The sequence below is a fragment of the Chitinophaga sp. YR573 genome (assembly GCF_900110995.1).
Classification (GTDB): domain Bacteria; phylum Bacteroidota; class Bacteroidia; order Chitinophagales; family Chitinophagaceae; genus Chitinophaga.
This window is the reverse complement of sequence record NZ_FOJF01000001.1, coordinates 2,930,079-2,948,925: the sequence shown is the minus strand read 5'-3', so window position 1 is coordinate 2,948,925 and position 18,847 is coordinate 2,930,079. Positions and strand designations below refer to the sequence as shown.

Genomic DNA, 18,847 nt, shown 5'->3' with positions numbered 1-18,847 from the left:
ACAGTTATTTTAAATATCGCTCCGCAGTGAAATACTTTACTGCGGAGTTCTCATTTCAAACCAGAAATTATGCAACGTATTTCCATGTTAGGCTCCGGCTTTATTGGTCGTTTCTATGCAGATTCTCTGCAGGGACAAAGAAGCCGGGATAAGATTGTCAGTATTTATTCCCGCAGGGAAGAGAGTGCGAAGAAGTTCGCAACAGATTATTCCGTTGATCACTGGACATTGGATATGGAAGAATCTATTGCTCATCCTGATGTGGATATCGTTTGTATCGCATTGCCCAATAACCTGCATGAGGCTGCGGTAGCGCTTTGCTGTAAGCATAAGAAAGGCGTCATTTGTACCAAACCCCTGGGGCGTAATGCAGAAGAAGCCAAACGCATGCTGGAAGCTGTAGAGAAAGCAGGCATCTTTAATGGTTACCTGGAAGACCTGGTATATACGCCTAAGTTTCTGAAGGCACTGGAGAGTGTACAGAATGGTGCGCTGGGACGCATACTCTGGGCTAAATCCCGTGAAACACATCCTGGCCCGCATAGTGAATGGTTCTGGGATAAGGAACAGGCAGGTGGTGGATGTATCCTCGACCTGGGTTGTCATTGTGTGGAGATTGCACGCAGTTTTATTGGCAAGGATATTAAACCGGTAGAGGTGATGTGCTGGGCGGATACACAGGTGAAACCGATTGATGCGGAAGATCATGCGATTGGCCTGGTGAAATATGAGAATGGCGCGATTGGACAGTTTGAAGTAAGCTGGACTTTCCGCGGAGGACTTGACCTTCGTGATGAAGTAATGGGAACAGAAGGAACGATATGGCTGAATAGTTTTTTACGCACAGGGTTTGATATGTTTACTACCGGCAAGGGTGCGGATTATGTAGCGGAGAAAGCAGAGAGTAATACCGGCTGGTTATTTCCCGTGGGTGATGAGTTGAATGAGCTGGGGTATAATCACATGTTTGCGGATATGTTCCATGCAAAAGAAGGGAACCGTCCCGCAAGAGAAACGTTCTATGACGGGTATGTAGTGAATGCTATTTTAGATGCGGCTTACCGCAGTGCGGCTACTAAATTATGGGAACCTGTGAAACTGGATATATGGCGTGGGCAGGAAGGATTAACGAAGCCTGTTACATTGGTGGAATATGATGCGCAGTATTACCTCGTAAAAGAAGAGATGACGCACTTTGGTGCGAAGAAATTAATATTGAAAGATAAAGCGAGCGGACAGATTATAGAGAGAGTGATTGAATAAAAGCTCCGGAGCGGCGTGTTTGTAGCAATAATTTACCTTCTTGATCATAGACTCCGTTAGGAGTCCCCTTATAAGAATGTAACAGGGGACTCCTAACGGAGTCTTGTTTTGTTGTCTAATGTGTTTACTACAAACACGGGGCTCCTGACGGAGCCAAATCGAGTATTAGAGGCTTTTTAGGAGCCTTCTTCATTAAGAAACTCTGATGATATATGCCTTTCCAAAGGTCTGGCTCACTTCGACCTGCACCAATACCCCTTTTTCGTATTTATAGATGTTCTTTTTGCCTTCCGGTAACGTAAGCTCATATAACCCATTACCCAACGTTTTCAGGCTTAAAAACGCCCCTATTGATTCAGAGAAAATACGGGTGATCTGATGGGGTTCCATGAAGTATAACTCTGATACAGAATGCATGATCTCCGGACTATTCAGGATAGACTTTTCGCCATTCTGTACCACAGTATAAATCTTTCCATCCTTTTGCGTAGTAATCGATTTGCTATCCCCTTCTTTCCCTGAATCTTTAATCACTTTAGACCTTATCATCACACTGTTCTCAAATTCACAGGAGATATCCAGGCTGAATCTGGTAAGGGGTCGCATATCTACTTTGCTTTGTATAGAGATGTTCTTAGCAGCACCGCTCTGCTTACAATGAGCACTCACATTACCAATAACACGATTTGCAAAACGGATCTCGTACTCGTGATTCTGTCCATATAGCCAGTTCCCGGAAAAGAGAAAGATAATAATCACTAGGTTGATGCCCTTCATAATAGAGAATTTGGCTAAGAATATGCTACTATATAGCTAACGTTCGACTGTCCCTTTTGTTATATCATGCTAATTATATTATCAACATATAAGGTTATTAAAAATACAAAATCCTGCCCATGTGGGCAGGATTTTATTATTAATATGATAACGTATTGTTATTGAAGCATTTCCTTGATTTTAATCACCAGTTCTCCCTTTGTAATAGGAACACCCATGATTTTATGATAACCCTGTGCATCAATCAGGAACTGATCACGGATAATTTTGATCAGCTGGCCGTTATTGATTTCAGGAATCAGGATTTTATCATAACTGTGCAGGATCTCTTCCAGGTTTTTAGGGAAAGGACGCATGTACCTGATATGTGCATGTGCCACTTCATGACCTTCTGACAACAGTTCCAGTACTGCACTTTTGATAGCGCCATAAGTAGAACCCCATCCCAGTACCAGTACCTTACCTTTTTCAGGCCCTAACTCTATTGTCTGAGGTGGAATATGATCAGCGATCTTATCAATCTTCTCCTGACGGATCTTCACCATCACCTGGTGGTTTTCCGGATCATAACTCACGTTACCGGTGATGTTCTGCTTTTCCAGACCACCGATACGGTGTTCCAGTCCGGGAGTACCAGGTACAGCCCATGGACGTACCAGTTTCTCATCACGGTGATAAGGCAGGAACTGCTCCTCTCCTTCTTCCAGTCCTTTTTTGAACTTCACCGCTATTTCCGGCAAATCTGCGCTCTGCGGAAAGCGCCATGGTTCAGCACCATTGGCAATGTATCCATCACTCAGGAATATTACCGGTGTCATGTGCTGTACAGAGATGCGGAAGGCTTCAAATACTGCGTTGAAACAGTCTGAAGGTGTAGAGGCAGATACGATCGGCATAGGGCATTCGCCGTTACGACCATAATAAGCCTGCAACAGATCCGATTGTTCTGTTTTGGTAGGCAAGCCCGTAGAAGGACCACCACGCTGAATATTGATGATGAGCAAAGGTATTTCCAGCATTACTGCCAGCCCCATTGCTTCACCTTTTAATGCCATACCTGGACCGGAAGTAGTGGTAATGCCCATGTGCCCACCATAGGAAGCTCCAATGGCAGAGGTGATACCGGCTATTTCATCTTCGGCCTGGAAGGTGCGTATATTAAAGTTTTTGTAACGGCTCAGTTCATGCAGGATGTCTGAAGCCGGTGTAATAGGGTAAGTACCCAGGAACAACGGCAGGCCCGACTTCTGACCAGCAGCTATCAACCCATAGGAAAGGGCGGTGTTACCGGTGATACTGCGGTAGGTACCAGGTTCCATGCGGGCCTTTTCCACATGGTAGCGGGTGGTGAAAGCCTCTACGGTATCCCCATAGTTATATCCGGCATGCAGTACTTTCAGGTTGCTTTCCAGGATATCCGGTTTCTTACCGAATTTCTCTGTGAGGAAAGTTTCTGTACTTTCGAGGGTACGGTCGTACATCCAGTATATAAAGCCGAGGATGAACATGTTTTTCGCACGGTCTTTCTCCTTCATACCCAGCGGACTGTCCTTCAATGCTTCGCGTGTAAGTTTGGTAACGTCTATGGTATGGAGCTGGTAGTTAGCCAGGGAACCGTCTTCCAGTGGGTTAATCCCTTCCGGATAGTTCGCGAGACGAAGGTTCTTAGCATCAAAACCATCTGTGCTGGCGATGATGATCCCTCCCTTTTTAAGTCCCTTGAGGTTTGCTTTCAGCGCAGCAGCATTCATTGCTACCAGCACGTCACAGGCATCTCCCGGGGTAAATATGCGGTTAGATGAAAAGTGTAACTGGAAACCACTCACCCCGGGCAGGGTACCTATTGGGGCACGTATTTCTGCGGGGAAGTCTGGGAAAGTACTGAGGTCATTCCCGAACAGGGCTGTGTTATTCGAAAACTGGGTACCCGTCAACTGCATACCATCACCACTGTCCCCGGCAAATTTGATCACTACATCCTCTATGTTTTGAATCGAACTATTTGACATTTATTAGCTTATTTAACTGACCGATGTTTTTCAGGCTGTAAATTTAACAATTCGGGAGCTAGTATCCATTGTATAATTATATGCTTTTCAAAGCGGTCATTATTACAAAAGTACACAAAGTGAATAGACTTTTATGCTGAAGGGTGTCATAGCTAAAAGTTATGCAGTATAACTTTTAGTGATAGGGATGCGAAGACGTGTACCTGTTATCAATTCAGAATCGTAAATTTGTAAGATAAATTTTTAATATCATGGCATTATTTGAATCCAATAACCCTGTCCTGAAGGAGAAAACGTTCCAGTCTGTTGCTGCCGACCATTCCAATGGTGTAATGACCATTAATGGTACAGTGGCTAAAATGGGCTTTCTGCTGGCTATGGTAATGGCTGCTGCTATTTATTCCTGGGGCGCTGGAGCAAGGCAACAAAATATCATGCCTTTCCTGCTGGTAGGTGGCATAGGCGGTTTTATACTGGCTATCGTTATTACTTTTAAGAAGGAATGGGCTCCTTATCTGGCTCCGGCTTATGCACTGGCAGAAGGTCTGTTCCTGGGTGTTCTTTCAGCTATGTACAGCGGACTGTATGATGGTATCGTTTTACAGGCGGTAGGTCTTACTTTCGGTACTTTCATTGCGATGCTGATCCTGTACAGGACCCGTGTTATCCGTGCTACGGAGAAATTCAGAGCGGTTATAATCACTGCTACTGCCGGTATCGCTATCTTTTACCTGATAGCAATGGTGCTGCGTATGTTCAATATCAACATGCCTTTCCTGCACGATAGCAGCATGATTGGTATCATTTTCTCCCTGGTTGTGGTAGCTGTTGCTGCACTGAACCTGATCCTGGACTTCGATATGATAGAAAACGGAGCTGCACAGGGCGCGCCTAAATACTTTGAATGGTATGCAGCTTTCGGACTCCTGGTAACTCTGGTATGGTTGTACCTGGAAATCCTGCGTTTGCTGAGTAAACTGAACAGAAGATAATATCTCTTTATAAGTAATGAAGCCCCCTTCAATCGTTGATTGAAGGGGGCTTTTTGTTGCGCCAAAGGGTCAGTTTATAGTCGGGTTCCCCATCAGAAAATAGTTAAAAGTGTACAATTTGTTAAAGCATAACCCATTTACTGTTAAAGGATTCGTAAAGGAATGTTAAAAACTGTATTATAAATTTATTAGCATCCTGTGGCATGGTAATTGTCTTTTCTATTACATAGTTCTTAAGTTGAAGAATTCCTTTAAAGATGTGAAAGTGCAAGACGACAGAACTCATTAACTGAATAATAATTTATAAGCAATAGTTGGTTTTCATAGGGGTTAATCAAAAAGCCGGTCATATTTCAATACGACCGGCTCTCTTTTTTTTATCAATTCCATAGGGGTATTTCTTCTTCACCCCGTTATAACTGTATAACATAAATCTCCCCCATTATGTATACAGCTAAAAAACAAGTCATTATCGTTTATAGCAGTCTTGGTATAGGATGGTTGTTGCTGATGATCATAATATTCAGCTTCATATTATCCGGTTGCAGCAAGGAAGTACTTGGCGGATCCGGTCTTGTGGTGACAGAAAAGCGTCAGACAGGCAGTTTTACTGATGTAGCGGTGGATGGTCCTTTTTATGTACACCTGAAACAAGCGGCAGATACACGTGTAGAGATAAGTGCAGAGGATAATTTAATGCGTGTGATAGATACGTATGTAACTGGCTCCACACTGCATGTTACTTTGAAAAAAGGGGTAAGACTGAATTTCTATAAAGACATTAATGTATACCTGCAAAGTGAGCATTACCATGCTGTAAGTTTCTCCGGTTCCGGTAGTATTGATAATACGGATACCCTACGCACAGATAATTTTGATTATACAGTGAATGGCAGTGGCAATGCACGTTTTACAGTGGTAACACCCAAACTGGAAACGCTGGTGAATGGTAGCGGGGATGTTACGCTGTATGGCAGTGCCGGTGTTTACAACAGTGATATTAATGGCAGCGGAGATATAAGCGCACTGGGGCTTGCCTGTACAGATGCAGAGATCAGCGTAAAAGGTTCCGGCGGACATACACTCAGTGTTTCTCATGCGCTGGATGTGAGTATCTGGGGCAGTGGAAATGTGCAGTATAAAGGAAATCCCACTGTGAATACAGAGATACAGGGATCAGGAAGAGTTATAAAATTATAAGTACGAAAGCGTCACACACATGCAAGCTATGCCTATGGTAGCATACTCTCGTCAGTCAAATAACGATGTCAGCAGGAACAGCGACAAATCTTATTTTTGTACTATGCCGGAGAATGCCGAATTACAAAAGCTTTTACAGGAGGATGAAGAGCAGTTTATGGAAACGCTATTCAAAAACTGGTTCCCTTTTGTCTGTAAAACCATCTATCGAATTGTGCAGGATACTGCTACAGCAGAGGATCTTGCGCAGGATGTATTCATAAAGATCTGGAACCGTCGGGCCGCCCTGAAGGACGTATATTTCAAAGCATACCTGCATCGGGCAGCAATTAATATGGCATTGGATCATTTGGACAAGAACAAACGCCGTGGCACGCATATGTCACTGGAAGATCATATGGAACCAATACAGGCGGCCCAGTCCAGCCTGGGGTTGAAACAAACGACGCAGCATATTCAGCAGGCAATTGACCGTCTGCCGGAGAAGTGCCGGGAGATTTTTATTCTCAGTCGTTATGAAGAACTTTCATACCGGGAAATAGCTACTACACTGAGTATCTCTATTAAGACAGTGGAGAACCAGATGATGACGGCATTGAAAAAATTACGGGTGTCTTTGCAGGATTACCTGCACACGATCATCCTCATTATTGCATTACTCTTACAATTTTAACGGTATGCCTAACACCTTTGATATAGAAACGCTGATTGTTCGTGCGATGGAAAATAGTCTCAGTAAAGAGGAACAAGCTTCTTTGCAGGCCTGGCTGGAAGAAGATGCAGCTAATAGCCGGTATTATGAGGAGATAAAAAAGACCTGGGACCTGACTGCTACAGCAGATACTGATTTTGTTCCTGATACGGAGCGTAACTGGGAACGATTTCAGCGGCAGATACAGCCTGTGAAACATATCTCTCCTTACCGGAATGCATTCCGTATAGCGGCAGCCTTCCTGGTACTCGCAGGTGCTGGTACAGCATATTTCCTGCTGAGCCCCCGTGAGATAATTGTACAGACGGCTTCTATGGAAAAGAAAGAAGTTGTATTACCGGATGGCAGCAAGGTATTCATGAACCAGAACAGCAAGCTTCATTATGCCAGTAATCTTGCCGGTGCGGAACGTGCGGTATACCTGGAAGGGGAAGCATTTTTCGATGTAGCGCATGAACAGGCGCGTCCTTTTGTGGTGTATGCAAATCATACACAAACGCAGGTGCTGGGAACTACATTTGATATTAAAGCGTACGAAGCACAACCGGTGGAAGTAGCAGTGCTTACTGGCAAAGTAGCTGTTTCCCGCAAAACGGAGGAGAAGTCTACTAGTAGACTGGTACTCACCAGCGGCAGAAAAGCCATTTTCAAAACAGATAAGCAGTTAGAAGAGATTGCCATCTCTGATCCCAATCTGATGGCATGGAAAGAGAATGTACTTCGCTTTAATAATATCCAGATAAAAGATGTGATCAGCACACTGGAATCATATTATAATGTGAAGATCGTGATTGAGGATAGTACAGTCGCACACCTGGATTACAGAGGAGATTTCTTTGATAATCCTAAACTGGAAAATGTACTGGACGTAGTTGCAAGCACCGCAGAAACCACCTGGACTAAAGAACAGGGAGTCTATCACTTAAAGAAAAAGAACACATAGTATGTTGTAGGTATAATAGATACGGCCGGGTAATTAATTACCCGGCTTTTTTTGTTTTGAACAATTTTTTTATGACGGTGCTTCGCACCATCATAAAAAAATTAAAGGTTTTTTGCAGGGCTTCGCCCTGCACCCAAAATCAAACTGAGTCACTGCCAAAAAGAAGAGGGAGCCTGTATTACAGACTCCCTCTTTATTTTTTGATATTCCTTTATTATCAGGCTCCTCCCAGTTTGCATTTCTGCAGAACTTCCCAGGATTTACCGTTATGACGAAGGAAGTACAGGTTATTTACTTTGAAAGTAGCTGTGTACTCTTTGTTTTCGTATTCAGGCCATGCCTTATCGAACTGAGCATCTTCAAGGTCTTTGAACGCTACTGTTACGTGCGGTGTGAAACCGGTACGTGCCAGCATGGTACTGAAACCAAATTCCTTGCGGAGGAAGTTGATCAGCTGCCTGTGAAGGGCGCCCATTGTTTCGCTCTTTTCAACGTTGATGAACAGTACACGATTCTGCTTGTTCGGGAAAGTACCAAAACCGTTCAGGGAAACCTCGAAAGGTGCCTGTGTTTTAGCAAATTCAGCCAGTTCGTCGCAGAAGGATTTTTCCAGTGCAGGGTCTGCAGTGAAAGGTACCTGGAGCGTAATATGCGGCAGAACTTTCAGCGCATATATAGGACCGAACTTCTCAGCAAAATCCTGTTTTATTTTGATGATCTCCTTACCTACTTCAGCAGTAGGGAGTAAGGCGATAAAGTAGATCTTGTTATCAGGTTTCGGAGTGAAAGGACGTCTTTGTCCGCCGAAGCTTGGACGACTTCCGCCGCCGCCGCCACCGCGATATCCGCCACCACCACCGCCGCCGCGATTGTAGCCACCACCGCCGCCACCGCCACGGTTATAACCACCACCACCGCCGCCGCGATCGTAACCACCGCCGCCACCGCCACGGTTATAGCCGCCACCACCGCCACCGCGATCGTAACCACCACCACCGCCGCCACGGTTATAGCCGCCGCCACCACCGCCATCGCGATCGTAACCACCGCCGCCGCCATAGCCGCCGCCACCTTCACGTGGACGATATCCACCGCCGCCGCCACCATCACGGTCGCCGCCACGATTATATCCTCCGCCACCGCCGTCACGGTCGCCACCACGGTTGTAGCCGCCACCACCGCCATCGCGATTGTAGCCACCACCGCCGCCATAACCACCGCCGTTGTTGTCGCGTGGACGATATCCACCGCCGCCACCACCATCACGGTCGCCGCCACGATTATATCCACCACCGCCTTCACCACGGTCTCTGTTATAGTTTGTTGGAGGTCTGTCATTACCTTCCCGGTTGTATCCACCGGGTCTGCCTTCCCTTTCGTTATTAAAATCGGGTTTGTAGTAACCGCCTGGTCTCTCCTTATTGGGATCTTGGTCTTTATCTGCACCAGGAGGAGAGTAGGGCCTGCGGGGGCGTTCGTTTCTCTCAAAAGTCATCTTACCTTAATTAAGCGTTTGAATCAATATTAGCTATTATTTCATAAAAATGAAATACGTCTCCATAAGAGTTATACAAGGGCGCCGGTGATATCCGTATTACTCCGGGTTCGCGCCAGTCGACAATTAAACCAGCTTCCGTCATCTTTTGTTGGATATCTTTACCTCTGTCATGGAATAACAAAGATAACTGTGCACCACGTTCCTTACAATTTTTAGGCGTAATTATTTCAAAATTTATGTTTTCTATATGTTTTAACAGGAATTCAAGATAATTGGTGAGTTTAATGCTCTTATCTCTTAAAGCGGCCATACCAGCGGACTCAAACAGTTCCAATGAGGCTTTTAGTGCTACCATGTTAAATACTTGTGCCGTGCTCAATTGCCAGCCTTCTGCACGGCTTTTGGGTTCAAAACCCTTCTCCATTTTAAAACGGGTGGCTTCTTCGTTGCCCCACCAGCCGCCTAAGCGTTGCTGGTTTCGGTTTCGGGCGTGTTTTTCATGTACAAATGCTCCACCTACAGCTCCGGGGCCTCCATTTAAATACTTATATGAGCACCACACGGCAAAATCAACTTTCCAGTCGTGTAACTTCACAGGTACGTTTCCTACTACGTGTGCCAGGTCGAACCCGACTAAGGCTCCTGCTTTATGAGCCACGTCCGTAATGGACTGCATATTAAACAATTGGCCGGTATAATAGTTTATTCCCCCCAATAATATTAGTGCTAAGCTACTACTTTCTTCTTCAATTATCCTAAAAATATCTTCCTCCCGGATCAAATGTTCCCCCTGCCGCGGTGATACTTCTATGATCGCCTCTGCAGGGTCTAACCCATGCAGTTTTACCTGAGTTTCAACAGCGTACTGATCACTGGGGAATGCTCCCGCTTCCATTAACACTTTAAATCGCTGTTTTGTTGGCCGGTAAAAACTCATCATCATTAAATGAAGATTAACCGTGAGCGTATTCATCACTGACAACTCATCCTGGCTTGCTCCTAATATCTCCGTAAGTGGCCGGCTGCAATATTGCTGATAATATAACCAGGGGTTCTTTGCTCCCCAATATCCCTCTACAGCGCATTGCTGCCAATCATATAATTCCTGATCTATCGCTGCTTTTACATTCCTGGGCTGCAAACCCAATGAGTTACCGCAAAAATATATAGCATTCTTTCCATTCCGCTGAGGAAAATAAAACTGCTCCCTAAATGGGGCTAAAGTGTCTTTTTGATCCTGTTCCTCAGCAAACGCCTTTGATACCTCAAACATAACTGTCTCTATTCTGGTTCTTCCTATCCGGTTTCTCTCTTGTTCACATTTATACAGGTTAACGTCTAATGGCCGGTTTCTTTATCAAAAATAAGTAATTGAGACAGCAGTTAATTGTTAAAGTTTGTTAAGGGCAAAAAAAAACCGCTCCGAAGATTCGGAGCGGTATCTGTTTAAACCTACAACTGTTACACTGTACGTGTATCGACTAAAACATTTGTGTTATAACATTTAATGCGTTTTTTCCTCCTCATCTTCAAAGAAATTATAAGGCTTTGGAGATGTATAAGCAGGATCATGGAGCTTCTTCAGGTCTTCACCACTCATCGTAATCTTCAATATCAATACCGTGAACGGTACATATTTTAGTACACGCGGCCACCCCATCATGTCCAGAGCATCGATAGATCGCTTGTTCATGGCATACATCACCGGTACCAGGATCAACGTAAGGAAAGTGGCAAAAACTAACCCGTATACCATCGTCCAGGCCAGCGGCCCCCAGAATGCCACATTATCTCCACCAAAGTAAATATGCGGTTCAAAAGAGGAGAACAACCCGGCAAAGTCAATGTTAAAGCCTACTGCCAGTGGTATCAGACCAAGAATAGCCGCAATAGCTGTTAACAATACCGGCGTCATACGTGTTCTTCCGGCTTCTACCACGGCTTCGTATACCGGTGTCTTTTGCTTTACCAGCAGGTCCGTAAACTCTACCAATACAATACCGTTACGTACCACAATACCGGCCAGGGCCATGATTCCCACCCCTGTCATTACAATAGAAATGTCCATACCGAAAATCGAGAACCCAAGGAATACCCCGATGATACTGAACAATATTTCCATGAAAATGATAAGCGGCCTTCCGATAGAATTGAACTGGGTTACCATGATCATCAGGATCAGTCCAAATGCACCTACCATCGCCATCATCAGGAAGTTGGAAGTTTCTGCCTGGTCTTCCTGCTCTCCCGTCATCTTGATAGATGTTCCCGGCGGCTTAGGGAAGTCCTGCATAGCTGTTTGAATCTGGGCCACTACCTCATTTGCATTGTACCCAGTGAGTACATTGGAATAAAGCGTAATAACACGTTTCTGATCTATACGTTTGATACTTGCATATGTATTGGAATACTTAATATCTGCTACAGCCGACAATGGTACCTGGCGTATAGCGCCACCCATCGTCATATCGCGGTAAACAAGATTCAGGTTCATCAGCGTATTGATATTGTTCCGCTCATTCTCTTTAAAACGAACCATCACCGGGTAATCATCTTCCGGATCACGGAACTTGGATACTTCCTGTCCATACAATGCGGTACGTAATGCCATACCGATAGTAGTGGTAGAAATACCTTCACGGTTAGCTCTTTCCCTGTCTATGTTCACCAGGATCTCCGGTTTATTACTCTGGAAATCCGTTTTCAGTTCTTCCACACCGGCTATCTGTAAAGAATCCAGGTAACGTTTCAGTTTATCTGCTCCTGATGTTAACTCCTCAAATTCATCACCGGAAATTTCTATGTTGATTGGCTTACCTGTTGGAGGGCCTCCCTGTTCCTGTTCAACAGTAATATCTGCCCCGGGAATTCCTTTTGCGGCAGCCCTGATCTTATTCAGGTACTGTTTGGAAGAAACACCATTACGTTTGCCAAATTCCACAAAGGCCACTGTTACCTTTCCTTTGTGCGGCTGCACACTCATATCCATCTGTGAAGGATCACCTGCACCTACAGCTACGTTGGAGATAATAGATTCCACGATAGGATTATTTTCTCCCATCACTTTTGTAATCCTTTGTTCTATAATATGTGTAACAGAATCTGTGTATTTCTGATCTGTACCCATTGGCAACTCTATGTAAGCATAGATGAAGTTAGGATCTGCTTCAGGGAAGAATACCACCTTTGGATTACGGATGGCTGTTAACATGATACTAAAGATGAGCAGACAGAATGTACCTAACACTATCCATATGGGACGCCATCCTATCAGACACCATTTCAATACACGCTTGTAACGCTCCTGTACCCTTGGCCACAGGTTACTCTGGAAACGGCGGGCTACACCACCTAACCAGAAACGCTCCAGCACTATCATGAGATAAACAAATACAACGAAGTTACCTGCTCCTGCACCACCCACTGCATATCCTCCTATTGTAATTACCATAAATACGGCGGTGAGGAAAGCAAATTTCTTGTCGAATGTTGGTTTTGGATGTGCTTCTCCTTCATGACGGTCCATGAAGTCTACTGCAAATACCGGGTTGATAATATAAGCTACTATCAGTGATGCTCCCAGTGTAGTGATCAACGTTACCGGCAGGAAGAACATGAAGCTACCAATGATACCAGGCCAGAAAAGCAATGGTACGAACGGAGCCAGTACCGTCAGCGTACCGGAGAACACCGGCAGGAACACCTCTCCTGCCGCCATCTTGGCGGCTTTGACAATACCAAGATCTTTGCGTGAGTAAAAAATTCTATGTACGTTTTCTATCACCACAATCGCATCATCCACTACTATTCCCAATGCTAATAAGAAAGAGAACAGTACCATCATATTCAATGTGAAACCATATGCAGGCATCAGCAGGAATGCGATGAACATGGAGATAGGTACGGACAATGCAACGAAGATCGCATTGATAGCTCCCATGAAGAACATCAGAATTAATGTTACCAACAGGAAACCAATGATAATGGTGTTGATCAGATCATGTAATGTTACACGTGTTTTATCCGACTGATCCGCTGTAATTTTTACATCCAGTCCGGCAGGCAGATAATCCTTCTGCATATCTGTAATGATCTTACGGATCTTATCAGATGCATCAATCAGGTTCTTGCCACTTTGTTTAATAACGTTCAGCGTGATTACATTCTTACCATTCAAACGTGCATAACTCTCCTGCTCTTCAAAACCATCTACCACATCTGCGATATCACGCAGATATACAATGGCACCTGATTGTCCACGGATAACAATGTTTTTAATCTTGCTGGCATCTTTATACTCACCCTTCACACTCAGCGTACGCTTCTGACCATCCATAGATACAAGACCACCAGAGATTGTCCTGTTCTCTGCGGCAATTGCATTTCCGATATCATCAAAGCTCACCTGTGCAGCTTCCATCTTATACTTATCAACGTTGATCTGTATTTCACGGTCCAATGCACCCACAATATCCACACGGGTAATTTCATTCAATGCTTCTATACGGTCCTGCATTTCATCTGCATACTTTTTCAGTGTTTGCAGGTCGAAATCACCGGACAGGTTCACGTTCATAATAGGTATCTGCGATACATCTATCTTAATGATCTGTGGTTCCTGTGTAAGATTATTGGGCAGGTCTTTCTTTGCATCATCCACTTTCTGCCGTACTTCCTGCCTGGCGGCATCCATATTTTCACTGGCATCAAATTCTATGGTGATGGCAGAGTAATCCTGCATGGAAGTACTTTTGATAGACTTCACACCGGAGATACCACCCAGTTGTTTTTCTATAGGTTTTGTTACCAGCGTTTCCATGTCTTCCGGAGAAGTACCATTATAGATAGTGCTGATATAAAACTGAGGGAATACTACTTCAGGAAACTGTTCCTTCGGCAGGCTCTGATATGACATGATACCTGCAAATGCGATGATAATGGTGGCGACATAAATACTCACCTTATTATCGATCGACCAGCTGGTAGGTTTAAATTCTTTATTCAGATTATCTTGCATAAACCTTGTTTTAATTATTATTGCTGGATCAGGTCATTATCATTCAATCCCTGGTAACCGATAGTTACAATGTTTTCACCTGCCTGTAAGCCACTCTTGATTTCTGCTTTATCATTGTAAGTATGTCCCAGTTCTATTTCTCTTCTTTTTGCCATACCATTTTGTGCAATAATCACATAAGGTTTACCTAAAGAATACTGGATTACATTCACTGGTATCACTATCGCTTTGGACTTACTGTAATCGATAATTTTAATCTGTGCCATCATGTTCGGACGTAATGCAGGATCTGGTTGCAGCGGTACTTCTACTTTAATGGTACGGCTTAACGGATCGATCACTCTTGCAGCAAACCCTATTTTGGTACGGACCTGTTTATCGATATCAGGGAAGTTCAGCACTACCACATCTCCTGTTTTCACTTTACCGGAATAAGCTTCTGCTATGTTTGCGAGTATTCTCAGGTTAGAGTTATTCACTACACGGAAAGACGTAGAACCCGGAGCTGCATTGTCTCCCAGTTTAGAGATTACCGCATCCACAGTACCATTGATAGGGGAAATGATCCTTGCCTGTCCCATCTGGTCCTGCAGGGTAGACATCTTTCTTTCCAGGCTTTCTTTTTGATTTTTAGCATTCAGATATTGTACTTCAGAACCTATTTTCTGGTTCCAGAGGTTTTGCTGCTTCAGGAATAAGGTATTAGCCAGATCCAGTTGTGTACACAGTTCTGCCTGGTTGGATCTCATGATCTGATCATCTACCTGTGCCAGTGCCTGACCTTTACTTACGGTCTGCCCTTCTTTCACAAAGATGCCGGTGATAACACCAGGGATACGGGAAGAAACGTTCACGTTTTCACGGGCGTCTACATTACCCTGTACATCTATGTAATGTTCGAATACGGTATCCTGTACAGGGCTGATAACCACCGTTTTCTTTTTCTTCAGTGTATCTGCTTTACTGGTTTCTTTTTCGAGTTTAGCAATTTCTGTTTCCAGTTTAGCCTTTTCCTCTTTCTTCTTTTTCAGCTGCTCTTCTTTGGTAACCTCGCCGCCGCAAGCCACGAAGAATGTAATGATCAGCAAAGCAGGGAAATATCTTTTTAACATATAGTTCTAGTTAAGGATGATCGATGTTGGTTTTTACAGTTTGCCGTTTGCTTTCAGGTAATCTACTTTTGCAACAACAGCATTATACAGGGCAGAGAAATAGTTGTTCTGAGCTGTGAGCAGGTCATTTTCTGCCGTACTCATTTCAAGGCTGGAACCTACGCCTTCTCTGTATTTGATCTGTGTCATGTTGTGTACTTCCTGCGCCAGTTTCATATTGCTTTCCTGAGCATCCAGTGTAAGGATGTTATTACGCAGATTGGAAGAAGACTGAGAACGTTCCAGGTCTATACCCAGTTTCGCATCTTCTATCTTTACTTCTGCTTTCTTTACTTCCAGGAAAGCCTGGTCTACTTTACGTCTGCGCTGGGAACCTGCATAGATAGGCAATGACAGGTTTACACCATAACCAACATATCCGTACCAGGTGGCGGTGTTGAAGTAGTTGAACTGATCGCTGGCGCGACTCATACCACCTGTACCAAACAGGGACAGTGTAGGGTATGCATTGAATTTATATCTTTTCAGATCAAATTCGTATGCCCGTTTCTGTGTTTGCAGTAATTGGTATTCTATGCGCTGGGAATAGTCGAAGTTTTCTACTACCACTGCTGATTTTATTTCTGCAGTAGATAACGTATCGGTCAATTCAATTTCCTGCTGCATAGACATGCCCATCTGGTATTTGAGGGCAGCAACGCCTACTTCATTCAGGTTGCGGAGTTTGGTTTCTTCTGTCTGCAGGTTGGTTAGCTGTACCGTTAATCTGTCTACATCCAGTTTTTCAACCAGTCCGTTTTTATACGTTTCTTTTGTATCACTCAGCAGTTTTTCCAGCGTTGCAATATTCCCGGTGAGGAACTGCAATGCTTTACGGGCGGAGAGTACATTGTAGTAAGATTTGTACACACTTACCTTTACATCTATCTCAGCTTTCTGAACTGTGCGGGTAGAGAGGTCTTCCAGGGTTTTACGTGCCTGCAGCGCTACGAGAACGCTGGGGTCGAATAGTACCTGGTTTACTTTTATTTCTCCTACTGCATTGAATTTTAGTCCGAATGAAAAAGGGACCAGTGTTCCTTTGGGAACACTATCAGAAAAGTTGGAGGCATCGATCAGTTGTTTCTGAACGATAGGATTGTGCTGGAAGGAACCAGAACCGGCTACATTGGGCAGGGCCAGTCCGCTTACTTCTTTGTTTTTAGCCAGTTGAATCAGTTGGTCCAGTTTAGCGGTGCGTACAGTTGCCTGATTGGCCAGTGCATAGTCCACTGCCTGTTTGGCGGATAGCGGCAGCACGTCCTGCTTCGCAGGCTGCTGTGCCATCCCGTGTAGGTTGATCATCAACAGTAAAACTGTGATTTTTAGTCTCATAAAGGTCATTTATTAGCAGTGGTTGTTTTTCTGTATTCTCCTATACGTTTATATCCTTCTTCAGATACTACCCCATACAGGTAATGTTCCAGCAACAGGAGCTGCACTTTACCCATTTCATATTTTGCCGCAGGAAATAAGTCGGGCTGGAAGCATATCATAGTAGCAGCTATGCGGTATTGTGTCATCACATCTACATCCAGTTCCGGACGGTATAGTCCTTCACTGATACCCCGTTCCAGGTTTTGTCTGATGGTGAGTTGCAGCGGGCCGTTCTTATAATCCTGGAATACCTGGAATGCACGGGCGTGAAAGCGTTGCAGATCAAACAGTATGATAGGGTTCATATACCGGAAACATTCGTCCAGCATCTGCATTACCCGGAACATTTCATCAATTGCATCACCGGCTTGTTGCTGGTTTTCATTGGATTGTGCATCCATTTGAGTCAGGTAACGGGCTATCGCATTCATCACCAGTTCGTCTTTATCGGCGAAATGGGCATAGAGAGTCTTTTTAGACGCTCCCATTTTCTGGGCGATATCATCCATAGTAATGGACCTTGTTCCGTATTGACGGAACAAACCAAATGAGGTGTCGAGAATCCGTTCCTGCATTTCCATTTTGAGTGTATAAGATAGTTTTTCAGTACAGGCTCATTTCCAGTCAGTTGGATGGTTCGTAGGTTTTCCAGTCTGGCGGTTTCACAGATTTGCTATGCTCGGGGCAAAACTATGGAAACTTTTTAAACTACAAAAGTTTCCAATACATTTTTATTTAATGTGCTTATCAAGATAGGGGTACTACATCACCCAGGATACAAGCTAGTATCTTCGGGGAGAGTTCGGGGAGTCTCTATATGTGCGCCACACGTAAAACATACCTTGGAGATACTCTCAACTTATCTATGTGCTCTAAGTATGACCAAGGTATGTTCAAGGTATGTTCAAGGTGTGCTCAACATATAGAGACTCCCCGAACTCTCTCCGAAGACACTCTTAATTTGTATAAAACAGGGGCAAACAGGGCAGATAAAATAAAGGGTGTAACTTTGTGCTGTCATTACCGGACAAAGGTCCGGGACACACTTACACATAAAAAATATATGTCTCCAAAAATCAGATTGAAGCGCCTGGCTGCCCGCATGTTGCAGTATTTCTTCCAGGGACTCATCATTCTCGCTCCTGTTGGAATAACAGCGTTGACCCTTTACTGGGCATTCATGACAATTGATAATATCATTCCTAAAGAACTGATCCCTATTGATACCCCGCTGAAATATCTCCGTTATAAGGGGGTAGGTTTTGTACTGGTAATAGTACTGGTGGTGGTAGTAGGATACCTCAGTTCATCCTTTATATTAAGCAGGTTATTTTCCTTATTTGATCATTTACTGGAAAGGACTCCTTTCATTAAATATATCTATACTTCGGTAAAGGATGTATTTGATGCTTTTGTAGGAGAAAAGAAGAAATTCGATCATCCTGTACTGGTACAGATTTATGGGGTTGATGTATGGGAGATGGGATTCATTACCCAGCCCAATGTGGATAGCCTGGGCCTGGAAGGCCATATGGCAGTATATGTTCCTCATGCATATGCTATTACCGGAAAGGTTTTTATAGTACCCAATGAGCGGGTAAAACCTCTTACAAATATTTCTGCCGGAGAAGCGATGAAATTTGCCGTGAGCGGTGGAGTGACCAGTCTTGATGCTCATCATAAATAATAATCTTAACTTAGAAATAGTTCTGATAAGGTTCTGACAGGCTTCCGAACAGGATCATCTTACGCTTATCCTACGCCTTTTAGCGAAGGACAAGCGTAGGATATGTATCTTTTGAATCTTATCAGAAGCTTATCTCTTCTTTAACAGAGATCCGGTAGAGATATAGTGATCCTTCGTTCATCCTTCGTTCGCGAACGAAGGATGAACGAAGGATCACTATA

General features: G+C 44.1%; 14 protein-coding genes. 6 read left to right on the top strand and 8 right to left on the bottom strand.

Translation table 11 applies throughout. The features are described from left to right. The first annotated feature begins 69 nt into the window (after positions 1 to 69). A complete protein-coding gene (locus tag BMW86_RS12460; protein ID WP_089782087.1) occupies positions 70 to 1,263 on the top strand; it encodes a Gfo/Idh/MocA family protein in 1,194 nt (397 codons plus the stop codon). Between the two features lie 192 nt (positions 1,264 to 1,455). Here BMW86_RS12460 and BMW86_RS12455 read toward each other — a convergent pair whose 3' ends face one another. Both BMW86_RS12455 and BMW86_RS12450 read right to left on the bottom strand, forming a co-directional pair. After that, positions 1,456 to 2,040 carry a DUF6134 family protein gene (locus BMW86_RS12455; RefSeq protein ID WP_089782086.1) on the bottom strand — a complete coding sequence of 195 codons (585 nt, stop codon included), beginning with the start codon at positions 2,038 to 2,040 and terminating at the stop codon, positions 1,456 to 1,458. Between the two features lie 158 nt (positions 2,041 to 2,198). Then, on the bottom strand, positions 2,199 to 4,049 hold the full coding sequence (locus BMW86_RS12450) for a 2-oxoacid:acceptor oxidoreductase subunit alpha (protein ID WP_089782085.1): 1,851 nt from the start codon (positions 4,047 to 4,049) through the stop codon (positions 2,199 to 2,201). A 251-nt stretch (positions 4,050 to 4,300) separates the two neighbouring features. Here BMW86_RS12450 and BMW86_RS12445 point away from each other — a divergent pair, with 251 nt between their 5' ends. The 4 genes from BMW86_RS12445 (at position 4,301) to BMW86_RS12430 (ending at position 7,896) form a co-directional block, all read left to right on the top strand. Continuing rightward, positions 4,301 to 5,041: a Bax inhibitor-1/YccA family protein gene (locus BMW86_RS12445; protein WP_089782084.1), complete on the top strand. Its 741-nt coding sequence runs from the start codon at positions 4,301 to 4,303 to the stop codon at positions 5,039 to 5,041. Between the two features lie 444 nt (positions 5,042 to 5,485). Further along, a complete protein-coding gene (locus BMW86_RS12440) occupies positions 5,486 to 6,241 on the top strand; it encodes a head GIN domain-containing protein (RefSeq protein ID WP_089782083.1) in 756 nt (251 codons plus the stop codon). Between the two features lie 34 nt (positions 6,242 to 6,275). Further along, on the top strand, positions 6,276 to 6,914 hold the full coding sequence (locus tag BMW86_RS12435) for an RNA polymerase sigma factor (protein ID WP_177189239.1): 639 nt from the start codon (positions 6,276 to 6,278) through the stop codon (positions 6,912 to 6,914). A 4-nt stretch (positions 6,915 to 6,918) separates the two neighbouring features. After that, positions 6,919 to 7,896 (top strand): FecR domain-containing protein, encoded by a 978-nt coding sequence (locus BMW86_RS12430; protein ID WP_143056562.1) that lies wholly within the window; start codon positions 6,919 to 6,921, stop codon positions 7,894 to 7,896. 217 nt (positions 7,897 to 8,113) lie between these two features. Here BMW86_RS12430 and BMW86_RS33155 read toward each other — a convergent pair whose 3' ends face one another. From BMW86_RS33155 to BMW86_RS12400, 6 genes are all read right to left on the bottom strand, one after another. Then, entirely contained in the window at positions 8,114 to 9,391 is a 1,278-nt protein-coding gene (locus tag BMW86_RS33155) for a 2'-5' RNA ligase family protein (protein WP_255372908.1), read from the bottom strand. Positions 9,392 to 9,401: 10 nt separating this feature from the next. Continuing rightward, the gene (gene kynU / locus BMW86_RS12420) at positions 9,402 to 10,667 is read right to left on the bottom strand and encodes a kynureninase (protein ID WP_089782080.1); all 1,266 of its coding nucleotides are present in this window, start codon (positions 10,665 to 10,667) and stop codon (positions 9,402 to 9,404) included. A gap of 231 nt (positions 10,668 to 10,898) precedes the next feature. After that, complete coding sequence (locus BMW86_RS12415) at positions 10,899 to 14,411, bottom strand: efflux RND transporter permease subunit (RefSeq protein ID WP_089782079.1); 3,513 nt, start codon at positions 14,409 to 14,411, stop codon at positions 10,899 to 10,901. A 17-nt stretch (positions 14,412 to 14,428) separates the two neighbouring features. Next, positions 14,429 to 15,523 carry an efflux RND transporter periplasmic adaptor subunit gene (locus BMW86_RS12410; protein WP_089782078.1) on the bottom strand — a complete coding sequence of 365 codons (1,095 nt, stop codon included), beginning with the start codon at positions 15,521 to 15,523 and terminating at the stop codon, positions 14,429 to 14,431. Positions 15,524 to 15,556: 33 nt separating this feature from the next. After that, positions 15,557 to 16,897 carry a TolC family protein gene (locus BMW86_RS12405; protein WP_177189238.1) on the bottom strand — a complete coding sequence of 447 codons (1,341 nt, stop codon included), beginning with the start codon at positions 16,895 to 16,897 and terminating at the stop codon, positions 15,557 to 15,559. Positions 16,898 to 16,902: 5 nt separating this feature from the next. Next, a complete protein-coding gene (locus BMW86_RS12400; RefSeq protein ID WP_089782076.1) occupies positions 16,903 to 17,520 on the bottom strand; it encodes a TetR/AcrR family transcriptional regulator in 618 nt (205 codons plus the stop codon). Between the two features lie 482 nt (positions 17,521 to 18,002). Here BMW86_RS12400 and BMW86_RS12395 point away from each other — a divergent pair, with 482 nt between their 5' ends. Next, positions 18,003 to 18,626 carry a DUF502 domain-containing protein gene (locus BMW86_RS12395; protein WP_089782075.1) on the top strand — a complete coding sequence of 208 codons (624 nt, stop codon included), beginning with the start codon at positions 18,003 to 18,005 and terminating at the stop codon, positions 18,624 to 18,626. Positions 18,627 to 18,847 lie beyond the last annotated feature (221 nt).

Excerpts from the sequence above, each read along its gene's own strand:
- BMW86_RS12460 (WP_089782087.1), top strand. The coding sequence starts at position 70 with ATGCAACGTATTTCCATGTTAGGCTCCGGCTTTATTGGTCGTTTCTAT.
- BMW86_RS12455 (WP_089782086.1), bottom strand. The coding sequence starts at position 2,040 with ATGAAGGGCATCAACCTAGTGATTATTATCTTTCTCTTTTCCGGGAAC.
- BMW86_RS12450 (WP_089782085.1), bottom strand. The coding sequence starts at position 4,049 with ATGTCAAATAGTTCGATTCAAAACATAGAGGATGTAGTGATCAAATTT.
- BMW86_RS12445 (WP_089782084.1), top strand. The coding sequence starts at position 4,301 with ATGGCATTATTTGAATCCAATAACCCTGTCCTGAAGGAGAAAACGTTC.
- BMW86_RS12440 (WP_089782083.1), top strand. The coding sequence starts at position 5,486 with ATGTATACAGCTAAAAAACAAGTCATTATCGTTTATAGCAGTCTTGGT.
- BMW86_RS12435 (WP_177189239.1), top strand. The coding sequence starts at position 6,276 with ATGGTAGCATACTCTCGTCAGTCAAATAACGATGTCAGCAGGAACAGC.
- BMW86_RS12430 (WP_143056562.1), top strand. The coding sequence starts at position 6,919 with ATGCCTAACACCTTTGATATAGAAACGCTGATTGTTCGTGCGATGGAA.
- BMW86_RS33155 (WP_255372908.1), bottom strand. The coding sequence starts at position 9,391 with ATGACTTTTGAGAGAAACGAACGCCCCCGCAGGCCCTACTCTCCTCCT.
- kynU (WP_089782080.1), bottom strand. The coding sequence starts at position 10,667 with ATGTTTGAGGTATCAAAGGCGTTTGCTGAGGAACAGGATCAAAAAGAC.
- BMW86_RS12415 (WP_089782079.1), bottom strand. The coding sequence starts at position 14,411 with ATGCAAGATAATCTGAATAAAGAATTTAAACCTACCAGCTGGTCGATC.
- BMW86_RS12410 (WP_089782078.1), bottom strand. The coding sequence starts at position 15,523 with ATGTTAAAAAGATATTTCCCTGCTTTGCTGATCATTACATTCTTCGTG.
- BMW86_RS12405 (WP_177189238.1), bottom strand. The coding sequence starts at position 16,897 with ATGAGACTAAAAATCACAGTTTTACTGTTGATGATCAACCTACACGGG.
- BMW86_RS12400 (WP_089782076.1), bottom strand. The coding sequence starts at position 17,520 with ATGGAAATGCAGGAACGGATTCTCGACACCTCATTTGGTTTGTTCCGT.
- BMW86_RS12395 (WP_089782075.1), top strand. The coding sequence starts at position 18,003 with ATGTCTCCAAAAATCAGATTGAAGCGCCTGGCTGCCCGCATGTTGCAG.